This window comes from Ewingella allii, from assembly GCF_044430645.1.
In the GTDB taxonomy this organism is placed as follows: Bacteria; Pseudomonadota; Gammaproteobacteria; order Enterobacterales; family Enterobacteriaceae; genus Ewingella; species Ewingella allii.
This window is the reverse complement of sequence record NZ_JAWUDN010000001.1, coordinates 480,634-498,554: the sequence shown is the minus strand read 5'-3', so window position 1 is coordinate 498,554 and position 17,921 is coordinate 480,634. Positions and strand designations below refer to the sequence as shown.

Annotated in this window: 21 protein-coding genes; 1 reads left to right on the top strand and 20 read right to left on the bottom strand. The window is 52.7% G+C overall.

What is annotated here, in order from left to right; genetic code table 11:
• Positions 1 to 9: 9 nt before the first annotated feature.
• From nagZ to yceD, 19 genes are all read right to left on the bottom strand, one after another.
• A complete protein-coding gene (gene nagZ / locus SBO83_RS02435; protein ID WP_396130342.1) occupies positions 10 to 1,038 on the bottom strand; it encodes a beta-N-acetylhexosaminidase in 1,029 nt (342 codons plus the stop codon).
• A gap of 24 nt (positions 1,039 to 1,062) precedes the next feature.
• Positions 1,063 to 1,983 (bottom strand): phosphotransferase, encoded by a 921-nt coding sequence (locus tag SBO83_RS02430; protein WP_396130341.1) that lies wholly within the window; start codon positions 1,981 to 1,983, stop codon positions 1,063 to 1,065.
• On the bottom strand, positions 1,940 to 2,533 hold the full coding sequence (gene lpoB / locus SBO83_RS02425) for a penicillin-binding protein activator LpoB (RefSeq protein ID WP_353502539.1): 594 nt from the start codon (positions 2,531 to 2,533) through the stop codon (positions 1,940 to 1,942). Before lpoB ends, SBO83_RS02430 begins: the two co-directional genes overlap by 44 nt.
• Positions 2,534 to 2,554: 21 nt before the next feature.
• Complete coding sequence (locus SBO83_RS02420; protein WP_396130340.1) at positions 2,555 to 2,923, bottom strand: YcfL family protein; 369 nt, start codon at positions 2,921 to 2,923, stop codon at positions 2,555 to 2,557.
• 40 nt (positions 2,924 to 2,963) lie between these two features.
• Positions 2,964 to 3,317 (bottom strand): purine nucleoside phosphoramidase, encoded by a 354-nt coding sequence (gene hinT, locus SBO83_RS02415; protein ID WP_353502541.1) that lies wholly within the window; start codon positions 3,315 to 3,317, stop codon positions 2,964 to 2,966.
• A gap of 203 nt (positions 3,318 to 3,520) precedes the next feature.
• Positions 3,521 to 4,954 carry a PTS glucose transporter subunit IIBC gene (gene ptsG, locus SBO83_RS02410; protein ID WP_353502542.1) on the bottom strand — a complete coding sequence of 478 codons (1,434 nt, stop codon included), beginning with the start codon at positions 4,952 to 4,954 and terminating at the stop codon, positions 3,521 to 3,523.
• A gap of 348 nt (positions 4,955 to 5,302) precedes the next feature.
• Positions 5,303 to 6,097, bottom strand: a complete 795-nt coding sequence (locus tag SBO83_RS02405; protein ID WP_396130339.1) for a metal-dependent hydrolase — start codon at positions 6,095 to 6,097, stop codon at positions 5,303 to 5,305.
• Positions 6,098 to 6,178: 81 nt separating this feature from the next.
• Complete coding sequence (holB, locus tag SBO83_RS02400) at positions 6,179 to 7,156, bottom strand: DNA polymerase III subunit delta' (protein WP_396130338.1); 978 nt, start codon at positions 7,154 to 7,156, stop codon at positions 6,179 to 6,181.
• Positions 7,153 to 7,797, bottom strand: coding sequence for a dTMP kinase (gene tmk / locus SBO83_RS02395; protein ID WP_396130337.1), 645 nt, complete (start codon positions 7,795 to 7,797; stop codon positions 7,153 to 7,155). The genes holB and tmk overlap by 4 nt, the downstream gene beginning before the upstream one ends.
• Positions 7,787 to 8,812 (bottom strand): endolytic transglycosylase MltG, encoded by a 1,026-nt coding sequence (gene mltG / locus SBO83_RS02390; protein ID WP_353502546.1) that lies wholly within the window; start codon positions 8,810 to 8,812, stop codon positions 7,787 to 7,789. Before mltG ends, tmk begins: the two co-directional genes overlap by 11 nt.
• 25 nt (positions 8,813 to 8,837) lie before the next feature.
• Positions 8,838 to 9,635 (bottom strand): aminodeoxychorismate lyase, encoded by a 798-nt coding sequence (gene pabC / locus SBO83_RS02385; RefSeq protein ID WP_396130336.1) that lies wholly within the window; start codon positions 9,633 to 9,635, stop codon positions 8,838 to 8,840.
• A gap of 166 nt (positions 9,636 to 9,801) precedes the next feature.
• Complete coding sequence (gene fabF / locus SBO83_RS02380; RefSeq protein ID WP_353502548.1) at positions 9,802 to 11,043, bottom strand: beta-ketoacyl-ACP synthase II; 1,242 nt, start codon at positions 11,041 to 11,043, stop codon at positions 9,802 to 9,804.
• 97 nt (positions 11,044 to 11,140) lie between these two features.
• A complete protein-coding gene (gene acpP / locus SBO83_RS02375; protein ID WP_015690190.1) occupies positions 11,141 to 11,377 on the bottom strand; it encodes an acyl carrier protein in 237 nt (78 codons plus the stop codon).
• Positions 11,378 to 11,530: 153 nt separating this feature from the next.
• Positions 11,531 to 12,265, bottom strand: a complete 735-nt coding sequence (fabG, locus tag SBO83_RS02370; protein WP_034791377.1) for a 3-oxoacyl-ACP reductase FabG — start codon at positions 12,263 to 12,265, stop codon at positions 11,531 to 11,533.
• Positions 12,266 to 12,275: 10 nt separating this feature from the next.
• Positions 12,276 to 13,208 (bottom strand): ACP S-malonyltransferase, encoded by a 933-nt coding sequence (fabD, locus tag SBO83_RS02365; protein WP_396130335.1) that lies wholly within the window; start codon positions 13,206 to 13,208, stop codon positions 12,276 to 12,278.
• A gap of 18 nt (positions 13,209 to 13,226) precedes the next feature.
• Complete coding sequence (locus tag SBO83_RS02360; RefSeq protein ID WP_396130334.1) at positions 13,227 to 14,180, bottom strand: beta-ketoacyl-ACP synthase III; 954 nt, start codon at positions 14,178 to 14,180, stop codon at positions 13,227 to 13,229.
• A 6-nt stretch (positions 14,181 to 14,186) separates the two neighbouring features.
• Complete coding sequence (gene plsX / locus SBO83_RS02355; RefSeq protein WP_034791383.1) at positions 14,187 to 15,221, bottom strand: phosphate acyltransferase PlsX; 1,035 nt, start codon at positions 15,219 to 15,221, stop codon at positions 14,187 to 14,189.
• A 62-nt stretch (positions 15,222 to 15,283) separates the two neighbouring features.
• Positions 15,284 to 15,451: a 50S ribosomal protein L32 gene (rpmF, locus tag SBO83_RS02350; RefSeq protein ID WP_013576249.1), complete on the bottom strand. Its 168-nt coding sequence runs from the start codon at positions 15,449 to 15,451 to the stop codon at positions 15,284 to 15,286.
• A 12-nt stretch (positions 15,452 to 15,463) separates the two neighbouring features.
• Entirely contained in the window at positions 15,464 to 15,988 is a 525-nt protein-coding gene (yceD, locus tag SBO83_RS02345) for a 23S rRNA accumulation protein YceD (RefSeq protein ID WP_034791386.1), read from the bottom strand.
• 144 nt (positions 15,989 to 16,132) lie between these two features.
• Here yceD and SBO83_RS02340 point away from each other — a divergent pair, with 144 nt between their 5' ends.
• A complete protein-coding gene (locus SBO83_RS02340) occupies positions 16,133 to 16,738 on the top strand; it encodes a Maf family nucleotide pyrophosphatase (RefSeq protein ID WP_396130333.1) in 606 nt (201 codons plus the stop codon).
• 5 nt (positions 16,739 to 16,743) lie between these two features.
• Here SBO83_RS02340 and rluC read toward each other — a convergent pair whose 3' ends face one another.
• Positions 16,744 to 17,706, bottom strand: coding sequence for a 23S rRNA pseudouridine(955/2504/2580) synthase RluC (rluC, locus tag SBO83_RS02335; RefSeq protein WP_353502553.1), 963 nt, complete (start codon positions 17,704 to 17,706; stop codon positions 16,744 to 16,746).
• Between the last annotated feature and the right edge of the window lie 215 nt (positions 17,707 to 17,921).

Here is a 17,921-nt window from a genome sequence, read left to right as displayed (position 1 = left end):
TTGATTAGATTAGCGAGCCGACTGTTTATGCTCCTGCCAGCGGGCATCCAGCGCGGTGAGCTCGCGATTGGACTGCTGCCAGCGGCTGGAATTTAACAAATCGCGGCGTGCATCTTTCCCACTGTACTTGCCCCGATGGTACAGGCCAGCCACCTTGTCTGCTTTGACCGGAGACAGGTTATCTAACACGCTCACGGCTCCCTGACGGTTGTTGCAAACCAAAATCATGTCGCACCCGGCATCCAGCGACGCCTGTCCGCGCTCGGCATAGCTGCCCATGATCGCCGCCCCTTCCATCGACAGGTCGTCGGAGAAGATAACGCCGTTGAAGCCCAGCTCCTGACGCAAAATCTGCTGCAACCAGTAAGGCGAACCACTCGCCGGACGCGGATCAGCTTGAGTATAGATAACGTGAGCGGGCATCACCGCATCGAGCAGCTTTTTCTCGTTGAGCTGGCGGAAAATCGCCATGTCATGCTCGCGAATGACTGACAGCGGGCGGTCATCGCGCGGCGTCTCTTTGTGCGAATCAGCACTGACCGCGCCGTGGCCGGGGAAGTGTTTGCCGGTGACTTTCATGCCCGCGCTGTGCATGCCGAGGATGAACTGTTCGGCCATCTCCAGCGCTTTTTGCGGTTCGGCGTGGAATGAGCGTTCGCCGATAGCGGCGCTGAAATGACCGATATCCAGCACCGGCGCGAAGCTGATATCAATATCCATCGCAATCATCTCAGACGCCATCAGCCAGCCCGCTTCCTGCGCCAGACGCTTGCCTTCGTGCAACTCGTTGAGCTCAGCAAAAGACTGCGCGGCAGGAATGCGTGTAAAGCCCTCGCGGAAACGCTGCACGCGGCCACCTTCTTGATCGACCGCCAGCACCAGACGCTCTCTGGATGCTTCGCGTATTTGGCGGATCAGCTCGTGCAGCTGGTCCACGTCATGGTAGTTACGGGTAAACAGAATCAGGCCGCCAACCAGCGGATGTTGCAAAATCTCGCGCTCTTCAGCATCCAGCTCATAGCCGGCAACGTCTAACATTACTGGGCCCACGTCGTTTCTCCTTTATTTATTATGCTTGCTACCGGGGATGGCGCTGGTGAATAGGCTCTCACGCAGCGGCTGCGCCCAGTCTGTAAATAGCCGATCGCCGGTCTGCTGCCAGCGAACTTCAAACCACATCAACATTAAGTACTCTACCCACGGCGTCCAGCACCGAATTTGCTGCTGTAGACGCCGGGTAGCTTTATTGCCGCCATAGCCGCCAGCGGCAGCATAAGCTTGTAGAAAATATTGCTGCTTCTCGCCGCTCCAGCCGTTGCCGCGAAACAGCGCCGCAAGCTCTAAGGCGACGTCGCCGTCGGCGGCGTACTCCCAGTCAATCAGCCGCAGCCCCTGCTCGCCGTCCACCAGATTGCCGGGGTGAATGTCCATATGCATCACCGCCAGCTTCAATGGCTGTGGCTCGGGCTGGCGCATAAAGCGCTGGTGCAGGCGCAGCCACTCGGGAGTCAGGCGCGAACGGTCAATTTGTTGCCAATAGCGGGAAAATTGCTGGTGCAGTTGCAGCCGATGCCCACTGGGCGGCAGCCGCTGTAGTGCGACGACCCTTTGGCTTATGCGCTCCACATTATGCGGACTAGAAAAAAATTCCGGCACGCAGGGTTCGCCATTCAGCCATGTCACCACTAACCACGGCGGGGAGATGAGGCGGGTTTGTGGCGCTATATTCAAGGGGGAAACATTACGCAGCAGGTCGTGCTCGCGGCGGCGATTCACTCCCAGCGCGGCCTTGTCAGCCGACTGCATGCGCGCCAACAGCGTTTGGCCCACCGTCTCGATTTTCCAGCTTTCGCCCGTCAGCCCCGTCACCGGACTTAAATGACAACCGGCGGAAAAGACCGCCGGAAGTTGTTGTGCTAAGCGCTGCTCGAGTGAGGCCTTAATGCTGGACGGCACCGTTGCCCGACCACACAATTTCGCCACTCGGCACGGTCATCATCTGCATTTTCAGCGTCGGTGACTTCACATCGCCGGTCACCGTGCTGTACAGCACGTATTGGGCGTTAACGTAGCGCGCCAGACCAATCGCCTTGCTGCGCGAACCCAGACTGTCGTCAACCGACAGGCCTAACGCCTGCTTGGCGCTGGCTAACTGGGTATCAGGAACCACCTGGAATTTGTTATTGGTGGCCAGCGCATTGTGCAGCGCCGCCGTGGCGTTGGCTACCTGCAGAGAGCCGTTGGTGCTGTTTTTCACGCTGTCGAGCAGCAGCACGCTACCCGCCTGAACGCCGTCGGCCTGCAGCATTTTCGCTACCATCGGTTGAACACTGGCATTCCAATTAATAGTTTGCTCTTTCGGCGGCTGCGGCACGGTTTCTGGCGGCGGCGGCACTTCAGTTTGCGGTTTCTCTGGCTCAACCGGGGTGACTGGCGCGGTTGGCTGCTCAGGCTGCTGCTGCTGTTTGTTTGGCAAGGTACAACCACCGAGGATCAGGGCGGCAAAGGCCACCATGAGGAAATACTTTTTCATCAACCTACTCCGTAGAGGAAATTAAAGGTAGAGGTGAACACGCACCCTGTAGGCATCAAGATTGCCGTTCAGGGAGGAGATGGTGAGATCACTATTGGCCGGAACGGTAATGGTTCTGGCTTCGGCAATAGGGAGTAAATCCAGCCCCTGCTTGTCATACCAATAGAAACGATAGTGCAAGGTCACGGCGTGAGGCTGGCTGTTGCTCAGCACGCTACTGGCTTGTTTACGCCCACCGACTTCGGAGATAGACGGCGCGCTTGGGATGATCCCCGCCGTCAGCACCGGCGATTCCATGATGACGGTCTGCTGATTGTTTAGTGCAATATGCGGGTCACTGCTACAACCCATCAGTAATACAACGGGTAACAACGCCATCAAAAAACGCATGGTACTTCCTTTTAACAAAGGGCTTTATGAAAACAAAGCGTTATGGACGCACCAACATCGGGCCAAGCTTACGGCCGCCAACCAGATGCATATGAATGTGATAAACCTCCTGACCACCATCGCGATTGCAGTTCACAATCAGGCGATAACCGTTTTCAGCGATGCCCTCCTGCTCGGCAATTTTAGCCGCGACGGTCATCATGCGGCCCAGCGCGGCTTCATGCTCGGTCGTCACGTCATTCATGGTCGGGATTAACACGTTAGGAATGATCAGGATATGGTTGGGTGCCTGAGGAGCTATGTCGCGAAACGCGGTGACTAACTCATCTTGATAAACCACGTCCGCAGGGATCTCACGGCGGATAATTTTGCTGAAAATTGTCTCTTCGGCCATCTTGCCACTCCTTATCTTAGTCAAAAGCAATGCCACCAGTATGAGTGACAATTTCTATTCCTTTCAACCTGATTACGCTTTTTAAACCTTAATTGGCTTAGAAAGCGCCATCCCTCGCCCGAAATGCCGTTTTGCCCGATAACAGACATGAAAAAAGGAGGCCGAAGCCTCCTTTTTGCTACTGCTCAACGCTAATCCGTGGATTAGTTGTTGCGCATGTATTCGTCCATATCCGTTTTCAGGTTATCAGACTTAGTACCGAAGATTGCCTGAACGCCCGAACCCGCGACGACCACGCCTGCTGCACCCAGTTTCTTCAGGCCAGCCTGATCCACTTTGGAGACATCAGCCACGCTAACGCGCAGACGGGTGATGCAAGCATCAAGGTTAGTGATGTTCTCTTTACCACCGAACGCCTGAACCAGAGAAGCGGACATTTCTGAGCCACCCTGAGCAGATTGTTCGCTGCTGCTCTCTTCGCGACCTGGTGTTTTCAGGTTCAGTTTCACAATCAGGAAACGGAAGATGCTGTAGTAAACGATGGCATAGATGATACCCACCACAGGGAACAGCCAGATACGGCTGCTGTTGCCGCTCAGCACGATGAAGTCGATCAGACCGTGTGAGAAGCTGGTACCGTCACGCATACCCAACAGGATACAGATTGGGAAGGCCAGACCTGCCAGAATCGCGTGGATTGCGTACAGGATTGGTGCCACGAACATGAAGGAGAATTCGATTGGCTCGGTGATACCGGTCAAGAATGAAGTCAGCGCAGCGGAGATCATGATGCCGCCAACTTTAGCGCGGTTTTCAGGTTTCGCTGAGTGCCAGATAGCGATCGCAGCCGCTGGCAGACCATACATTTTGAACAGGAAGCCACCAGACAGTTTGCCCGCAGTTGGGTCACCCGCCATGTAGCGAGGGATGTCACCGTGGAACACCTGACCGGCTGAGTTCACGTATTCACCGATTTGCATCTGGAATGGAACGTTCCAGATATGGTGAAGACCGAATGGAACCAGAGCACGCTCAACCACGCCGTAGATGCCGAAAGCAACCACTGGGTTCTGGTAAGCCGCCCATTGGGAGAAGGTCTGGATAGCCGTACCCACTGGTGGCCAGATGAAGGACAGCACCACGCCCAGGAAGATAGCAGCCAGGCCGGAAATGATTGGGACAAAGCGTTTGCCCGCGAAGAAGCCCAGGTACTCAGGCAGCTTGATGCGGTAGAAACGGTTGAACATGTAGGCTGCAATCGCACCAGCAATGATACCGCCGAGAACGCCGGTGTCTGCTAAGTGTTTAGCGGCAATTTCTTCCGCCGGTAAGTGCAGTACCAGTGGCGCAACAACTGCCATGGTTTTCACCATGATGCCATAGGCTACTACAGCCGCCAGTGCAGAAACACCGTCGTTGTTAGTAAAGCCCAGTGCTACACCGATGGCGAAAATCAGCGGCATGTTGGCGAAGACTGAACCACCAGCTTCGGCCATGACGTGGGAAACGATCATTGGCAGCCAGCTGAAGTTTGCCGACCCGACGCCAAGCAGAATACCTGCGATTGGCAGTACGGATACTGGCAACATCAGCGATTTACCCACCTTTTGAAGGTTTGCAAACGCGTTCTTAAACATAATTGAGTGTGCTCCTGAGTAATGATGCTTTAGATACTTCTCACGGCGTCCGCTTATATGAGTCCGCAAACTGCCGCGTTGCAAGGTTATGAAAACCCTTGACGTTCAGGGTGTCTAAGCACCCTTTTGAATTTTTACGAAGGGTAAAATAATTCCCTTTTTTAATGTTTGATGGCAGTCACGTTTTATTGAAAAAAGACGGCAAGCGCGTTTAAAAATGAGACATTTGTTAAAGAAAATCTCAAATTAGTCGCGTTAAGCAGCCTAAAACGGATGTGCACATTACCCGTTCAGGCCATTAATTACGAGACGTAAAATAATTCCAGTGAATGTGACTGCTTTTTAAGGCTAGCTCAGGGAGGAAGTGTTGAGGTGAAAGAGGCGTGAAAAGTTGGCGGTTGTGGCTTCGGCCAGAGCGTCCAGACTCACCCCTTTCAATACGGCCATATACTCAGCCACGTCGCGAACATAGGCTGGCTGGTTCTCTTTACCACGGTGCGGAACCGGCGCCAGATAAGGCGAGTCGGTTTCAATCAACAGACGATCCAGCGGCATATAGCGAGCCACTTCGCGCAGCTGCTCGGCATTACGGAAAGTAACTATCCCTGAGAAGGAGATGTAAAAGCCCAGATCCAGTAAGAACTCCGCCGTCGGCAGATCTTCCGTAAAGCAGTGCAGCACGCCGCCGCACTCACCGGCTTTCTCATCGCGCAGGATATCCAGCGTGTCCTGTCGTGCGTCGCGCGTATGCACAATCACCGGCTTGTTCAGCTCGCGGCCCACGCGGATGTGATGGCGGAAAGACTCTTGCTGCAAGGCAATCTGCTGCTCTTCTTTCTGGTAGAAGTAGTCGAGGCCCGTCTCACCCATGGCAACCACTTTCGGGTCCGCCGCCAGCTGGCTCAGCTCGTCGAAATCATAACCACCATCAATGTTCAATGGGTGTACGCCGCAGGAAAACGCCACTTCCGGGCGATCGCCAATCAGCTGGGTCATGGCACGGTAGCCCGGCAAAGTGGTCGCCACCGCCAGCATAAACTTCACGTCACGCTCACGGGCTTTTTCTACTACTGCATCCACGCCGCTGTGCAGCTCGTTGTAATCCAGACTGTCGAGATGACAATGGGAGTCGACTAAAAACATAATATTTAACTCTTTACGATGGTTTTGGCAGGTCAGCGCGCCACCGAAATGACACGCTGCTGAATAATCTTTCGGACTTAATTAGCCCAGCAGCTGTTCCCACTCGAGCAATTGCTCGGTGAGGATAAGCTCCCGGTTGACGCCAGTAATAGTTAGCAACTGCTGGCGGCAGTGCATCCAACCCTGCACGCTTTTCTGCAATGAATCATTGGTTTGCAAATGGGCAATCTGGCTAATCAAATTCTGTTGGTCGTGATTGATGATGAACTGCCCGGCGTTTTGCTGCCATTTAATGGCGTCGAGCAGCAGTGAGCATAGCCACTGCACGCGCTCGCCGACGTCATCATGATTAAGCTGCGGCAGCAATGAGAGCATATCCCGCTGCTGGCAGCTTTCAGCCAACTGCTGGCACAGCGCCACACGCTGCTTCCAGCGCTCGGGCTGCAACAGCGCTTGCGCCGATAGCGGCGTACCGTTGCCAAGCCTGAGAGCAGTTTTAATAGCTACCGGATCGGCGCTCAGTTGGCGATTGAGCCACTGCGCCGCCAGATTTTCGTCTGGCGTCGCCAAATGCCAATACTGGCAGCGGCTGCGCAAAGTCGCCAGCAGGCTGGCCGGTTCGGTACAACCCATCAGGAAATAGGTTTTCACCGGCGGCTCTTCCAGCGTTTTCAACAGCGCGTTGGCCGCCGCCTCGGTCAGCAACTCAGCGTCGGGCAGCCAGACCACTTTCGCCCCACCCTGCTGAGAATAGTTGTAGAGCGTTTCAATCAGTTGACGGACGGGATCAATACCGAGCGAATTCTTGCCTTTTTCTGGCGTTAACACGTGGCAGTCAGGATGGTTTCCGGCAATCATCAGCTGGCAGCTGTGGCAGGTGCCGCAGCTTTTCTCGCCGTCTTGATGCTGGCACAGCAACCAACGGCTCAGTCCGTAAACCAGAGCGTCCTCGCCCATACCGCGCGCCGCGTGCATCAGCAAGGCATGGTGGCCCCGGCCAGATTGGTATTGGCTCACCAGTTGACGATAAGGGGCGCTCAGCCACGGATACCATGTCATTGCGCTTCGCCCTGCTGCTCGGCAAACCACTGTTGCAAAGTCTGCTGAATAGAGGCCGTGACCTGTTCCAGAGGCTGCGAAGCGTCAATGGTTTTGATCCGCGAGTCTTGCGCTACTAGACTAAGGTAGCGCGCGCGCGTCCGCTCAAAGAACGGCAGAGCCTCTTTCTCAATGCGATCTAGCTCGCCGCGCGCGCTGGCGCGTTGCAAACCAATTTCAGGCGGCAAATCGAGATACAGCGTCAGATCAGGACGGAAGTCCCCCAGTGAGATATCACGCAGCGAGCGCATCAGCTCAGCGTCGATGCCACGACCGCCGCCCTGATAAGCTTGCGAAGAGAGGTCGTGACGATCGCCCACCACCCAGGCTCCGCGCGCTAAGGCGGGCATAATAACGGTTTCCACCAACTGCACGCGGGCGGCGTAGAGCATCAGCACTTCGGCTTTCACCGTCGGCTTGTCGTCGTCAACGCCGCGTTTAAACAGGTCGCGCAGCTTTTCAGCCAAAGGCGTCCCGCCCGGCTCGCGGGTGAAGACAATCTCCTCGACGCCGAGTTGGCGAAGTTGGTTTACCACGACGTCGCGCGCCGTGGTTTTACCGGCCCCTTCCAGACCTTCAATAACAATAAACTTACTTTTCATTCTTATTTTTCAATGCCTCGCGATACACACGCACCGCTTTATTGTGATTTTCGAGGTTAGTCGTAAAGGTGTGGCCGCCTTTGCCGTCAGCCACAAAATAGAGGTAATTGGTCGTTGCCGGATGAGCCGCGGCTTCGATCGAGGCTTCGCTCGGCATCGCGATTGGCGATGGCGGCAAACCAGAAATTACATAGGTGTTGTAAGGCGTCGGCGTCTCCAGATCTTTACGGCTGATATTACCTTTGTAGCTCTCACCCATGCCGTAAATCACCGTGGGGTCAGTCTGCAAGCGCATGCCGATGCGCAGACGGTTGATAAATACCGAAGCCACTTCCGCGCGCTCCTCTTTAACCGCCGTCTCTTTTTCAATAATAGACGCCATGGTTAGCATATCGGTTGGCGTTTTATAAGGCAGTGAATCAGCCCGGCCTTTCCAAATAGTGTCTACCGTCTTCTCCATATGCTGGTGAGCGCGCTTGAGCAGAGACAGGTCAGTCATGCCCGCGGTATAGAGATAAGTATCAGGATAGAGCCAGCCTTCGGCGTTTTTGGTGTCGGTCATGCCCAGCGCGGCGGCAATTTCTTCGCCGGTTTTGCCACTCAATTCATGTTTGAGATAACCTGCGTTATCCAGCACTTTCATCCAGTCGCTGAGTTTAAAGCCTTCCACCAGACGCACGCTAAACTGCGCCTCTTTGCCACTTCTCAGTAATTCGAGCATTTGGCGAACCGTCATGCCTTTTTCAAAGCGATAGGTCCCAGCTTTGAAATTACTCAGCTCCGGCTCAATGCGCAGCAGCCAAGAGAAGTAGGGATTTTTTTGCATTATCTGGTGCTTCACCAGAAGGGTTTCCAGCACCACGCGGCCCGTACCGGCAGGCAGAGTAAAGATAGTCTCACTACTGACATTGATCGGGCGATCGCCAAAAGTTTTCACTTTATGGTAACCAAAAGCCAGCGCAGCAAGCAGAATGACGATAATAAGAGCAGGGATTTTGAGTTTTTTATTCTTCATAAATGTTCACTTCTGATGCGCTGGTTTAACAAACCTGATGTAAAAAGTCGTTCAAGGTTGACGACGTAAAATGCCAATCTTCAACCTGACGCACCGGCATAAAGGGCATCAGGGCATTACAAATAATCACTTCGTCTGCATCGCTCAGGGTCTGTGGCGGCTCTGAAACCACGGAAACGCTAAACCGGCCACTTTGCTCAAGCAATGCAATAATATGGTTACGCATCACGCCAGACACCCCTGACAGTGACAGATCGGGGGTAAAAACCTTTTCCCCTTTGCGCCAGAAAAGATTGGCGGCACAGCATTCTACCAGCATCCCGGCGGTATCAACCACTAGCGCCTCTTGGGCGTCCGTTTGGTCGAGGTGCAAACGCACCATCACCTGCTCGAGGCGGTTAAGATGCTTAATACCGGCTAACAGCGGGTTTTGGCTGAGCGCCACTGGGCTAAGGGCCAGTTTAATGCGCTGTTCGCGCCATGCGTGATAGTGCGCCGGATAATTAGAGGTGGAGATAATTCGCGTCGGCGAGACACAGCCTTGAGGGCTATAGCCCCGACCGCCTACTCCGCGCGTAACCATCACCTTGAGCACAGCTTCGTCGCGTAGGCTGGCGGCGTGGGCCATTTCGGCCTCGAGCAATGCCCAATCCACGCCCGTAATCATCAAACGCTCGGTCGCGGCTTTTAGCCGGTCGAGATGCGCTGACAGCAGCTTTACCTTCCCCTCTGAGATATGGGCCGTTGTAAAGCTGCCGTCGCCAAATTGCGCAGAACGGTCGCCTACTGGCAGTAAATTGGTCGAGACACCGTTAATCCACATTACTTACTCCCACTGTGACGCTTGTGAGCCAGTCCGCTGCGAAGCCTGAGGCAGTTCGCTTAACCTATCAAGTAGAGCATTCCGACTTTATACCGCGAGTATCAGATAACAAAAAGGCCCGAATATCGGGCCTTTCAGACATCTTCAACAGGCTGGGAATATCCCGTCAGACTTTACGGAAGACCAATGAACCATTGGTGCCGCCAAAGCCAAACGAGTTACACAGCGTGTATTCCATATTGCTTACCTGACGAGCTTCGTGCGGAACAAAGTCCAAATCACAACCTTCATCTGGATTATCCAAGTTAATAGTTGGAGGGACAGCCTGATCGCGCAGCGCCAGCAGGGTAAAGATGGACTCTACCGCCCCGGCCGCGCCCAGCAGGTGGCCGGTCATAGACTTGGTCGAACTCACCAGCACGCGCTGTGCGTCAGCACCAAACACCGATTTAACGGCTTGGGCCTCGGCTTTATCTCCGGCGGCGGTAGAAGTACCGTGCGCGTTGATATAGCCAATTTTAGAGGCGGCAATGCCAGCATCGCGCAAGGCATTTTCCATCGCGAGAGCTGCGCCAGCGCCATCCTCAGGAGGAGAAGTCATGTGGAATGCATCGCTGCTCATACCAAAACCAACGATTTCAGCATAAATTTTCGCACCGCGCTTTTTCGCGTGTTCGTACTCTTCCAGCACCATAATGCCAGCGCCATCGCCAAGTACGAAACCATCACGTTCTTTATCCCACGGACGGCTCGCGGCCTGCGGATTATCATTACGCGTAGATAAAGCACGTGCAGCGCCAAAACCGCCAACGCCCAATGGGGTACTGGCCTTTTCGGCACCGCCGGCTAGCATGACGTCGGCATCATCATAAGCAATGATTCGCGCAGCATGACCAATATTGTGAACACCAGAAGTACAAGCTGTGGCAATTGAAATGCTCGGTCCACGTAAGCCAAACATAATGCTCAGATGACCGGCAATCATGTTTACGATAGTGGAAGGAACGAAAAATGGGCTAATTTTGCGGGGTCCGCCGTTAACCAATGAAGTATGGTTTTCTTCGATTAGACCGAGACCGCCAATACCTGAACCTATCGCCGCACCAATTCGCGGGGCGTTTTCGGCAGTGACTTCAAGCCCAGAGTCTTGCATCGCTTGGATGCCGGCAGCAATGCCGTACTGGATGAAGGCGTCCATTTTGCGGGCATCTTTGCGCGAAATGTACTCTTCACAGTTAAAATCTTTTACTAAGCCAGCAAAACGCGTTGCAAAGGCACTAGTATCAAAATGGTCGATTAGGCTAATGCCACTCTGACCGGCAAGGAGAGCGTTCCAAGTGGACTCTACAGTATTGCCGACAGGAGACAGCATGCCAAGTCCAGTCACTACAACTCGACGCTTAGACACGTTGTGTCCTCCAGGGAGGGAAAATTGATACGGTGGGTCAGAAAAAACTTAGGCGGTCGAATGACCGCCTAACTATCTAAACTAAAAGCAGATTAGCTTACTGCTGGCTAGCGTTGATAAAATCAATAGCTGCCTGAACAGTGGTGATCTTTTCAGCTTCTTCGTCAGGGATCTCGGTATCAAACTCTTCTTCCAGAGCCATAACCAGCTCAACGGTGTCGAGAGAATCAGCGCCAAGGTCGTCTACGAAAGACGCAGCATTAACTACTTCTTCCTGTTTAACACCCAGCTGTTCAACGATGATTTTCTTAACGCGTTCTTCGATAGTGCTCATACTCTTAAATTTCCTATCAAAACTCGCTTTCGCGATGGTTTTCGTAGTGTATAAAATGTTGAAAAAGATGCAACTAAATCCCGGCTGGTCAAACCACGAATTTGCTCTATTTTGCGGTTTTTACCGCAAATAACGCAAATAGTTTCGTAATTTTTAAATCATGTACATGCCGCCATTGACATGTAATGTTTCACCAGTGATGTAGCTGGCCTCATCAGAGGCTAAAAAAGCAACTGCGCTAGCAATTTCTTTGGCATCACCCAACCGGTTGGCTGGAACTGATGACAAAATGCCTGCGCGTTGATCATCTGTCAACGCCCTTGTCATGTCCGTCTCAATAAAGCCGGGAGCAACGACGTTGACAGTAATGCCGCGTGAAGCCACTTCACGCGCCAAAGACTTGCTAAAACCGATTAACCCGGCTTTAGCTGCCGCGTAGTTCGCCTGCCCTGCGTTACCCATAGTCCCAACAACAGAACCAATTGTAATGATCCGGCCAAAACGCTTTTTCATCATAGCCCGCATTACTGCTTTTGACAGCCGAAATACTGAAGTCAGATTCGTATCAAGAATATCCTGCCACTCGTCATCTTTCATTCGCATGAGAAGGTTATCACGTGTGATACCGGCATTATTAACTAAAATGTCAATTTCGCCAAATTCAGCTCGAATCGTAGCCAATGTTTGCTCGATCGATGCAGAATCAACCACATTTAGGGCAATGCCCTTGCCGTTTTCACCTAAATATTCGCTAATTGCAGCCGCGCCGCTTTCGCTTGTTGCAGTACCAATGACTTTCGCGCCACCGGCAACCAACTTTTCTGCGATAGCACGACCAATGCCACGGCTTGCGCCTGTGACGAGGGCAATTTTACCTTCGAAGCTCATGATGTTCCTCTTATTCTTGTTCGAGCGCAGCAGTCAGGCTGGCAGTATCATTTACGGCCGCTGCTGTTAAAGTATCAACAATACGTTTAGTCAGGCCGGTAAGAACTTTACCTGGTCCAACTTCAACTAAATGTTCAACGCCCTGCGCTGCCATGAATTCGACAGATTCAGTCCAGCGAACCGGGTTGTAAAGCTGACGAACCAGCGCGCTGCGGATAGCTTCAGGCGACGTTTCAACTTTGACATCCACATTGTTCACAACCGGATATTGCGGCTCACAAAAAGTGACGTTCTCAAGCGCAACGGCCATTTTATCGGCAGCAGGCTTCATCAGCGCACAGTGAGACGGCACGCTAACAGGCAGAGGCAGTGCGCGTTTTGCACCGGCGGCTTTACAAGCAGCACCCGCGCGCTCAACGGCTTCTTTATGCCCGGCGATAACCACTTGGCCCGGAGAGTTGAAGTTAACTGGCGAGACTACCTGCCCCTGTGCAGACTCTTCACAAGCTTTGGCAATAGCGTCGTTGTCCAGGCCAATAATGGCGGACATCGCGCCAGTGCCTTCTGGCACGGCTTCTTGCATCAGTTTCCCACGCAGTTCAACCAGCGAAATAGCCTGTTTGAAGTCCAGCACGCCAGCACAAACCAGAGCGGAATACTCGCCCAGACTGTGACCGGCGAGATAAGCAGGCTTCGCGCCATTGCTTTGCTGCCATACACGCCAGATAGCGACAGACGCCGCCAGCAACGCAGGCTGGGTCTGCCAAGTTTTATTCAGTTCTTCCGCAGGACCCTGCTGTACCAGCTCCCACAGATCATACCCTAGCGCAGATGAAGCCTCTGCAAAGGTTTCCTCAACAATCGGATGCGCAGCCGCTAAATCAGCCAACATCCCCAAGGCTTGAGAGCCCTGCCCAGGAAAAACAACTGCTATTTTTGTCATTTTGATTATCCTGTTAAATCAGAAACGTACCAGCGCCGAGCCCCAGGTAAAGCCACCGCCAAATGCTTCGAGAAGAACCAGTTGCCCGCGCTTGATACGGCCATCGCGAACGGCTTCATCGAATGCCGCAGGAACAGACGCTGCGGAGGTATTACCATGGCGATCGAGGGTCACGACGACTTTATCCATGCCCATGCCCAGCTTTTTAGCCGTTGCGCTGATAATGCGCAGGTTGGCCTGATGCGGAACCAGCCAATCCAGCTCTGAACGATCAAGATTATTGGCCTCGAGCGTTTCTTCAACGATATGAGCCAATTCAGTCACGGCGACTTTAAAGACTTCGTTGCCCGCCATAGTGACGTAAGCCGGTTTTTCTGGCGCAGACTGATCTGGGTAAGCCAGCGTCAACAAGTTGCCATAGTGGCCATCGGCGTGCATGTGAGTGGAGATAATCCCCTGCTCTTCTGACGCGCCAAGCAGTACAGCACCCGCGCCGTCACCGAACAGAATCACGGTGCCGCGATCTTGCGGATCGAGCTTGCGCGACAAGGTGTCAGAGCCGATCACTAATGCATAGCGAACAGCACCGTTCTTGACGTATTGATCTGCAACGCTCAGCGCATAGGTGAAGCCTGCGCAAGCTGCTGCTAAGTCAAATGCCGCGGTATCTTTGATACCCAACATGTTTTGAATCTGACATGCCGAGCTTGGGAATGCGTGGGTAGATGAGGTTGTCGCAACAATGATCAGACCGACTTCGCTTGCGCTAACGCCTGCCATTTCAAGTGCCTTCTCTGCTGCATGCAGGCCCATTGTGGCCACAGACTCATCCGGTGCAGCGATACGACGTTCACGAATACCTGTACGGGTGACAATCCACTCGTCGGAGGTATCCACCATTTTTTCTAAGTCGGCATTAGTCCGAACTTGCACGGGTAAATAGCTCCCCGTACCGAGAATTTTTGTATACATGTACGATCAGTCACTCTTGGGTAATACAGCCTCAAGGCGCGCGGCTATCCGATGTGGAACTTGCCGCTGCACCGCCTGCACAGCCTGTTCGATAGCAACAGCGAACGCTCGCTGATTTGCTCCGCCGTGGCTTTTAATAACGATGCCCCGTAATCCTACTAAACATGCGCCATTATACTGGTCTGGATTGAGATGGCCGAAGCGCTTTGCTAATTTCTTCTGCAAAATACGGCCTAACCATTTCAGCCACCAAGCCTTCTTGCCACCCTCCCCAGAGGATTTTAACAGTGACAAAAACATCCTTATTACACCTTCCATGGTCTTGAGTGTGACATTCCCGACAAAGCCATCACACACCATCACATCAGTTTTACCGGTTAACAGCTCATTGCCTTCAAGATAGCCGATATAGTTGATAGCTGGCGTATTTTTTAAAATGGCTGCCGCGTCACGAATGTTATCCAGCCCTTTCGACTCTTCCTCGCCGATATTCAGCAAGGCTACGCGCGGGTTCTCAATGCCGATGACTTCTTCAGCCATCACCGAACCCATCACGGCAAACTGGACCAGCATCGTGCTGTCACATTCAACATTCGCCCCAAGATCCAACACCACCGTTTTACTGCGCAGCTGATTCGGTAACACCGTCATCAGCGCCGGGCGTTCAATACCTTCCAGAGGCTTTATAACCATTTTTGCGAGTCCCATCAGTGCACCAGTATTACCAGCACTGACACAGGCCTGCGCGTCTCCACTCTTAATCAGCTCTAAGGCCACCCGCATTGAACTTCCTTTGCTGGCCCGGATAGCTTGCGATGCGCGAGCGTCGCTGGCTATAACTGATTCAGCAGGAATAATCCGAATTCGTTCTCTCAGAGAAGGATCGGCTTTAGCAAGGAAAGGCGTGATTGCGTCGGGATCCCCGACCAGAAGAAGATGGAGTTCAGAATTAGAGATCAGTGCCTGCAATGAAGCAGGCACTGTGACGGAAGGACCGAAGTCCCCGCCCATTACATCTAACGCAAGGGTTAGACGAGTCAAGGTATCGCCTTGCTAGTACTTATCATGAGTGAGTTATCACGCAAATAAGTAGCAAGCAAATCTCAGCCGATTACCTTGCGACCGCGGTAGAAACCGTCGGCAGTGATATGGTGACGCAGGTGAGTTTCACCAGAAGTTTTGTCCACAGACAGAGTGGAAGTGGTCAGAGCATCGTGAGAGCGACGCATGCCACGTTTAGAACGGGTTGGTTTATTCTGTTGTACGGCCATGGACCTTACTCCTTAAGTACTTTTCTTTAAACTCGCTAATACGGCAAATGGATTTGGTTTCTCCGCCTCTTCAGGCAGTTTACCAAATACCATGTCCGCGTCGGACACTTCACAGTGTTCAGATTCATGTACCGGAACGACAGGCAAAGAAAGAATGATTTCATCTTCAATCATTGCCAGCAGATCAACTTCGCCAAAGTCGTCGACTTCGATCGGCTCGTACGCTTCCGGTAATGCCTCAGCCTGTTCATCATTGCGAACAGGGCTAAAACAATATGTTGTGTGAACCTGATGCTCAAACGTCTTACCACATCGCTGACATTCCAGAGTTACGAGAACTGCTGATTTGCCTTCGATAACGGCCAGCCGTTGATTGTCGATATTAAACGACAAAGATGTTTCCACATCAGAATCAACACTAACCACTGATGCCGCAACTCGTGTTACCTGATCAGGCGTGTAGACACCGGAGTAATCTAAACGCTTTTGGGCTGTACGAACCGCATCAACGGCCAAGGGTAATTTTACTTTTTGCATAGGGCGCGCATATTAACTTTGTAACGACATAGAGTCAAAGAAAAAGGCCTCAAAACCGCACCTTTCACCAATATTCGCTTCCACAGCGGCCAACAGTTTAAGATGTGCAAATAAATAACGCTACGCTTTGTGAAAAAAATAATAATGCCAACTTTACCCCCTATTCTGCTCGCTTCGACATCAACCTACCGCCGCGCACTGCTTGAAAAGCTTAACCTTGAGTTTAGCTGTGCCGCGCCGAATATCGACGAGTCGCCCTATGCTAATGAATCGCCTGAAACTTTAGTCAAACGATTGGCCGAAGCCAAGGCGCGGGCTTTGATGCACTCGCATCCCAATCATTTGATCATCGGTTCAGACCAGGTCTGTGCAATCGAGGGAAAAATCACCGGCAAGCCTCACACCTTTGAGAATGCGAAACGACAATTGCGCGCGGCAAGTAGCAAGGTGGTGACCTTCTACACTGGCCTGTCACTGCTCGATAGCCGCACTCAGCAAGCCGTTACCTTATGCGAACCCTTTGAAGTTTCCTTCCGGGCGTTAAGCGATGAAGAGATAAGCAACTATTTAGAGATGGAACAGCCTTACGATTGCGCGGGGAGCTTTAAGTGCGAGGGGGTGGGGATCAGTTTATTTAGCCAACTCAACGGCAGAGATCCCAATACGCTGATTGGTCTGCCGTTGATTGCACTGCTGGAACTGTTGCGCGCTAAAGGGGTCAATCCCCTTCTGCGCCAACAGTCAGTATAAAAGCATTAGCCTTTGGCAGGTTTGAGACGCAGCTTCTTCAAGCAGTTGCGCAGTTTGGCATCCATTGGAGCCTCAATGCGCAACGTCTCGCCGGTACCAGGGTGCTCAAAACGCAAAGCAGCGGCATGCAGGAATAGGCGATTTAACCCCGTTCCGGCTAATTGTCCGTCAAAATCGCGATCGCCATATCTGTCGTCAAAAGCAATCGGGTGCCCCGCATACTGGGCGTGCACACGGATCTGGTGCGTTCTTCCAGTTACCGGGCTGGCTTTAATCAGCGTGGCGAACTCGTAGCGCTCTTCAATTTTAAAGCGGGTTTCAGAAGGCTTGCCTTCCGCACTCACCCTGACGATACGCTCACCGCTCTGCAAAATGTTTTTCAGCAAGGGGGCCTGTACCACTTTGCAGTGGGATTGCCATTCGCCCTGAACCAGCGCGAGGTAATCTTTCTGCATGCTTTTTAAACGCAGTTGCTCATGCAGCGAACGCAATGCCGAACGCTTTTTGGCCACCAGCAGAACGCCTGAAGTGTCTCTGTCCAGACGGTGCACTAACTCAAGGAAACGCGCGTCGGGGCGTAAAGCTCTTAGGCCTTCGATAACGCCAAAGCTCAACCCACTCCCGCCATGCACCGCGGTGCCGGAAGGTTTGTTGAGGATCAGCAGATGATCGTCTTCATAAAGGATGCAGTCAGCTAACGCGGCAACTTTATCGAGTTTGGCAGAGACCGGCGCTTCATCTCGCTCGGCAACGCGAACCGGAGGTACGCGCACTTCGTCGCCAGCCAACAGCTTGTATTCAGGTTTAATACGCTTTTTGTTTACCCGCACTTCACCCTTGCGCACGATGCGATAAATCATGCTCTTAGGTACGCCTTTAAGGATGTTGCGCAGGAAGTTATCTATGCGCTGTCCGGCTTCGTCTTCGGAAATGGGGATTAATTGTACAGATGGATTCTCAGTTTTCATGGGTCGCGATTCTAAATATCCGGCACGGTTCGCGCCACTGGTTTTTATGAGCTTAGCGTTTAGTTTATCAGCAACTGGGCTGGAAAACCCGACGAGCGGTAAGAATGAAGGGATAATCAATGCGGGTTACATCGCATAAGGATAAGAATCTTTACTGCAACTACTAAAGTCACCTTGCTATCACTGTACATGCAATGGAATAATGAGGTCACTTT

What these genes read in the sequence shown, in the direction of transcription:
- nagZ (WP_396130342.1), bottom strand. Translation starts at nt 1,038, where the DNA reads ATGTTAGACGTTGCCGGCTATGAGCTGGATGCTGAAGAGCGCGAGATT.
- lpoB (WP_353502539.1), bottom strand. Translation starts at nt 2,533, where the DNA reads ATGAAAAAGTATTTCCTCATGGTGGCCTTTGCCGCCCTGATCCTCGGT.
- SBO83_RS02420 (WP_396130340.1), bottom strand. Translation starts at nt 2,923, where the DNA reads ATGCGTTTTTTGATGGCGTTGTTACCCGTTGTATTACTGATGGGTTGT.
- hinT (WP_353502541.1), bottom strand. Translation starts at nt 3,317, where the DNA reads ATGGCCGAAGAGACAATTTTCAGCAAAATTATCCGCCGTGAGATCCCT.
- ptsG (WP_353502542.1), bottom strand. Translation starts at nt 4,954, where the DNA reads ATGTTTAAGAACGCGTTTGCAAACCTTCAAAAGGTGGGTAAATCGCTG.
- SBO83_RS02405 (WP_396130339.1), bottom strand. Translation starts at nt 6,097, where the DNA reads ATGTTTTTAGTCGACTCCCATTGTCATCTCGACAGTCTGGATTACAAC.
- holB (WP_396130338.1), bottom strand. Translation starts at nt 7,156, where the DNA reads ATGACATGGTATCCGTGGCTGAGCGCCCCTTATCGTCAACTGGTGAGC.
- tmk (WP_396130337.1), bottom strand. Translation starts at nt 7,797, where the DNA reads ATGAAAAGTAAGTTTATTGTTATTGAAGGTCTGGAAGGGGCCGGTAAA.
- mltG (WP_353502546.1), bottom strand. Translation starts at nt 8,812, where the DNA reads ATGAAGAATAAAAAACTCAAAATCCCTGCTCTTATTATCGTCATTCTG.
- pabC (WP_396130336.1), bottom strand. Translation starts at nt 9,635, where the DNA reads ATGTGGATTAACGGTGTCTCGACCAATTTACTGCCAGTAGGCGACCGT.
- acpP (WP_015690190.1), bottom strand. Translation starts at nt 11,377, where the DNA reads ATGAGCACTATCGAAGAACGCGTTAAGAAAATCATCGTTGAACAGCTG.
- fabG (WP_034791377.1), bottom strand. Translation starts at nt 12,265, where the DNA reads ATGAGCTTCGAAGGTAAAATTGCCCTCGTCACAGGCGCAAGCCGTGGC.
- fabD (WP_396130335.1), bottom strand. Translation starts at nt 13,208, where the DNA reads ATGACAAAAATAGCAGTTGTTTTTCCTGGGCAGGGCTCTCAAGCCTTG.
- SBO83_RS02360 (WP_396130334.1), bottom strand. Translation starts at nt 14,180, where the DNA reads ATGTATACAAAAATTCTCGGTACGGGGAGCTATTTACCCGTGCAAGTT.
- rpmF (WP_013576249.1), bottom strand. Translation starts at nt 15,451, where the DNA reads ATGGCCGTACAACAGAATAAACCAACCCGTTCTAAACGTGGCATGCGT.
- yceD (WP_034791386.1), bottom strand. Translation starts at nt 15,988, where the DNA reads ATGCAAAAAGTAAAATTACCCTTGGCCGTTGATGCGGTTCGTACAGCC.
- SBO83_RS02340 (WP_396130333.1), top strand. Translation starts at nt 16,133, where the DNA reads ATGCCAACTTTACCCCCTATTCTGCTCGCTTCGACATCAACCTACCGC.
- rluC (WP_353502553.1), bottom strand. Translation starts at nt 17,706, where the DNA reads ATGAAAACTGAGAATCCATCTGTACAATTAATCCCCATTTCCGAAGAC.